The organism is Klebsiella sp. Ech2A (assembly GCF_030078455.1).
Taxonomy (GTDB): domain Bacteria; phylum Pseudomonadota; class Gammaproteobacteria; order Enterobacterales; family Enterobacteriaceae; genus Klebsiella; species Klebsiella terrigena.
The window spans coordinates 1-3,902 of sequence record NZ_JAQGFU010000289.1 but is presented as its reverse complement, the minus strand read 5'-3'; the positions used below and the strand labels follow the sequence as shown (position 1 = coordinate 3,902).

The 3,902-nt window shown below is 62.5% G+C and carries 4 protein-coding genes; all 4 read right to left on the bottom strand.

The annotated features are described in order from the left end of the window. A partial coding sequence (locus PFH44_RS25580) for an aldehyde dehydrogenase family protein (RefSeq protein ID WP_283826569.1) occupies positions 1 to 673 on the bottom strand: 673 nt, incomplete at its 3' end. 201 nt (positions 674 to 874) lie between these two features. After that, entirely contained in the window at positions 875 to 1,678 is an 804-nt protein-coding gene (locus tag PFH44_RS25575; protein WP_283826568.1) for a YdcF family protein, read from the bottom strand. Positions 1,679 to 1,755: 77 nt separating this feature from the next. Beyond that, positions 1,756 to 3,192 carry an amino acid permease gene (locus PFH44_RS25570; protein WP_283826567.1) on the bottom strand — a complete coding sequence of 479 codons (1,437 nt, stop codon included), beginning with the start codon at positions 3,190 to 3,192 and terminating at the stop codon, positions 1,756 to 1,758. A 10-nt stretch (positions 3,193 to 3,202) separates the two neighbouring features. Further along, positions 3,203 to 3,902 (bottom strand): succinylglutamate desuccinylase (locus PFH44_RS25565; RefSeq protein WP_283826566.1); only part of this gene is annotated, 700 nt, incomplete at its 5' end.

Here is a 3,902-nt window from a genome sequence, read left to right as displayed (position 1 = left end):
CCATCGCCACTTTCGGGTTCGCCGCCAGCTCCTGGCCGACGGTCTCCCCGCGGCCCAGCACGAGGTTAAACACCCCCTTCGGCAGGCCGATATCGTCGACAATCTGCGCAAAAGCGACGGCGTTATTGGGGGTGAACTCGCTCGGTTTGATCACAATGGTATTGCCGGTCAGCAGCGCCGGGGCGAGCTTGCGGGCAATCAGGAAGAACGGGAAGTTCCACGGCAGAATGCCGGTGGTCACGCCGAGGGCGCGTTTGAACACGAGGATGTTTTCACCGGGACGGTCGCTTTGCACGATTTCACCTTCGTAGCGCCGCGCCCACTCGGCCATATAGTCGAGATAATCGGCGGTAAAGGAGACCTCCACCGCCGCCAGCTGCTGGGTCTTCCCGCCTTCGGCAACGATAAGCGCCGCAATCTCCCCCGCGCGTTCGCGGATCCCGACGGCGATTTTACGCAGCCAGCCGGCGCGCTCGATAGCCGGCAGCGCCTCCCAGCCCGGCTGCGCGCGTTCGGCGGCATCAATGGCCCGCCGCGCGTCTTCGGCGCTGCCGTCGGGAATGCGGGAGAGCAGCGCTTCGGTGGCAGGATTGAGCACGTCAATCCAGGCGTCGCCGCGCCCGGCAACAAACTGACCATCAATATACATCGGGTGCTGAACGGGTGCTGTCATAGCCTGCTCCTGTGGATTTATTGTTTTTAACAAGTGATTTATTTGTTAAAAATCTATCCATAACGGGTAGCCGGAGCAGTCCATACGCGTGATTATGTGAATTACTTCATAGAATCGGGCCCGAAGGCCGGAGAAAACGTTACATTCAGGCAACACAATCTGCCCGTTTGCGACAAATTCGTCACAAACGGGCAAAAATCATCAGCCTAAGGTGCGATCCCCGAGGGCGTGGGTCAGAAGGCCGTCTTCACGCAGCTGGCGCCACACGCTGATAATCCGCGGAGGCGTATCAACGTGGGCAATAAAATCTTTGCCCAGCGGGCCGTATCCCTGAGGGCTGTCCTGCAGGCGCGGCAGTTCGCCAAGGAGTAGCGCCAGATAGCGCCCTACCGGCCACAGCCCCTGCGCTGCGCCGCTGAACGCCAGGCCCTGCTCCGGCGTATTGTGCAGCTGCGGCACGCAGCCCGGATAGCTGTACCAGCGCGGGAGCGGATCTTCTCCCTGCCAGACCCGGGCGAAGGTCGCCATCGTGCGCCGCTGCATGGTCGGGTCCTGGATAACCACCCCGACGCGGTGCGCCAGCCCCTCGGCCTCGAGCACCTCGCGGGTAAAGCGCGCGTTCTCGCCGCAGTTGGTGGAGCGCGCTTCCGCCACGATCCGCTCGCGCGGTATGTGCCAGTACTGATGGGCGATATCGGCAAGGATATGCGCCTCGGCGCGCCCCTCAACCGGCAGCGAGCCATAGCGCGGGTCGTTGCGTACCGCCTCATAGAGGAACGACGTTGAATGGCCAATTCCGCCGCTTATCAGCAGCGGAACCTCAGCCTCGGCCGCCAGCCGACAGGCGGCATCAATGGTTGGGATCACCGCGTTGCCCGCCAGCACCACCACCTCAAACGGCGGCTTCTGCGCCAGGGTGGAAAAATCGTCCTGCGCCAGCCATGCGCCGACGAGGTTCGCTGCCGCCAGCGTATCGGCGGACAGCGCCGGGAAATTATCTGACATACCCTCTCCTTTTCAATTTGCGCGGCGACAAAGTCGCTCTTTATCGCCGCGCAGCCGATTAGGCCGATTGTATCCCGTCAGGCGTTAAGTTTCTCCAGCCGCGTTTGCCCTTCTCGCTTCTGCTTCATCTTCCAGCATAGCCACAGCGCGATAAACCACAGCGGCGTGGCGATCAGCGCCTTCAGGGTATCGGGGTCGAAGATCATGATAAAAATAGCGAAGGCAAAGAACAGCAGGCTTAGCCAGCTCATCGCCACGCCCGCCGGCATCTTAAAGGTCGAGCTTTCATGCAGGTCCGGGCGCTTTCGCCGATACACCAGGTAGGCCACGAGGATCATTCCCCAGCTGAAGACCACCATGATGGCCGCCAGCGTCGAGACGATGGTGAACAGGGTCATCACGTTCGGCACGAGGAACAGCAGCAGCGTGCCGCTGAGCATGCAGAAGCAGGAGAACAGCAGGCTGCGCACCGGAATGCGGGTGTGGCGCGACAGGATGCGGAACTGCCCGTGGGCGTGCTTCTCCACCGACAGGCCGTACAGCATGCGGGTGCTGGAGTAGACCCCGCTGTTGGCCGACGACATCGCCGAGGTCAGGGCCACGAAGTTAATCACCGCCGCGGCGGCGGGCAGGCCGGCTTTGGCGAACAGGGTCACGAACGGGCTGGCGTCGGGCGACACGCCCGGCCACGAGGCCACGGCAATAATCACCACCATCGACAGCAGATAAAAAATGATGATCCGCAGCGGCAGCGCGTTGATCGCCTTGGGTAAGATCTTCTGCGGATCGCGGGTCTCGGCGGTCATCGTCCCAAGTAGCTCAATCCCGGTGAAGGAGAAAATCGCTATCTGGAAGCCGGCGAGGAAGCCGGTGACGCCGTGAGGCATAAAGACCGCCGGGTCGGTGATATGGTGCAGCGAAGCCTTCACGCCGTCCGGCGAGGTCCAGCCGATGGCGATCATCCACGCGCCGGTCACAATCAGCGCGATAATCGTAATCACCTTGATCAGCGCAAACCAGAACTCAGCTTCGCCAAACATCTTCACCGACAGCAAATTGAACAGGAACAGAATGCCGAGGGTGCTCAGGGCCGGCATCCACGCCGACATCTCGGGAAACCAGTACTGCATATAGCTGCCGCACACCACCACGTCGGCGATACAGGTCACCACCCAGCTCAGCCAGTAGGTCCAGCCGAGGTAAAAGCTCGCCTGCGGCCCCAGATAATCGCCGACGAAATCGGCGAAGGAGCGGTAATCCAGGCGGGTGAGCAGCACTTCGCCCATCGCCCGCATCACCATATAGGTAAAAAAGCCCACCAGCAGGTAGATCAGCAGGATTGAGGTCCCTGCCACCGCAATATTTCGTCCCGCCCCCATAAACAGGCCGGTCCCGATGGCGCCGCCCAGAGCAATCATCTGAATGTGACGGGCGCCAAGGCCGCGTTTGAGCTGCGACGGGCACTCCCCGTCGATGGCAGGATGCTCCTGCCCCTCACGTTGATGTTGAGTCATGTCGATTCCTTCAGAGAGGCAAAGAAAGGCATGGCGCGGCAGACTTCAGCAGCAAACCGGCGCGTTGCCCGCTTGCCACTCCCGCATTCGGAAACAGGATATAGGGCGCCCGGGCATCGATAACCCACGTCTTCTCCGCCTGGCGGGCAACAACCTGCCCGGCGGCAAGCGCGGTGAAGTTTTCGATTTTGGGATCGAGGTGCAAGGTGAAGCGATCGTCGCCCTTGATGATGCTCTCCTGAACCACAAAATGGTGCATCGGCTCCTTCAGGCGCGACGGCAGCGCCCCGCCGCCGATCGTCGCCCGCAGCGCCGCGTCGGCGGCGGCAAACAGGCGCAGATCGTTCTCGCCAAAGGGCATCACCTTGCCCAGCTCGAGGGTCGCGCTTTCGGCAGCAAACGTCTCGCCGGTAAAGTGGGTAAAGGTCCCGCCGGGTTCGGTATGCCGCACCACCGCGTCCATGCCGCTGGCGGCGAGCAGCCGATAGAACTCGGCGCTGTACTCCCCCTCCCGCGCGGGCAGAAGCGCAAACTGGCGGTAGCGCGAGCCGCGGATGGCGGTATGCAGATCGAGATGCGCTCTGGCGACGGGGCCACGCGCGTCGGCCGCCGTATAGAACGCCAGGGTCGCCGCCTCCAGCTCTGCCGCACGCCGGGACTCGTTCCCCGGCGCCGCGCGCAGGTGACGCCCGCCGAACAGGCGGTTGAGG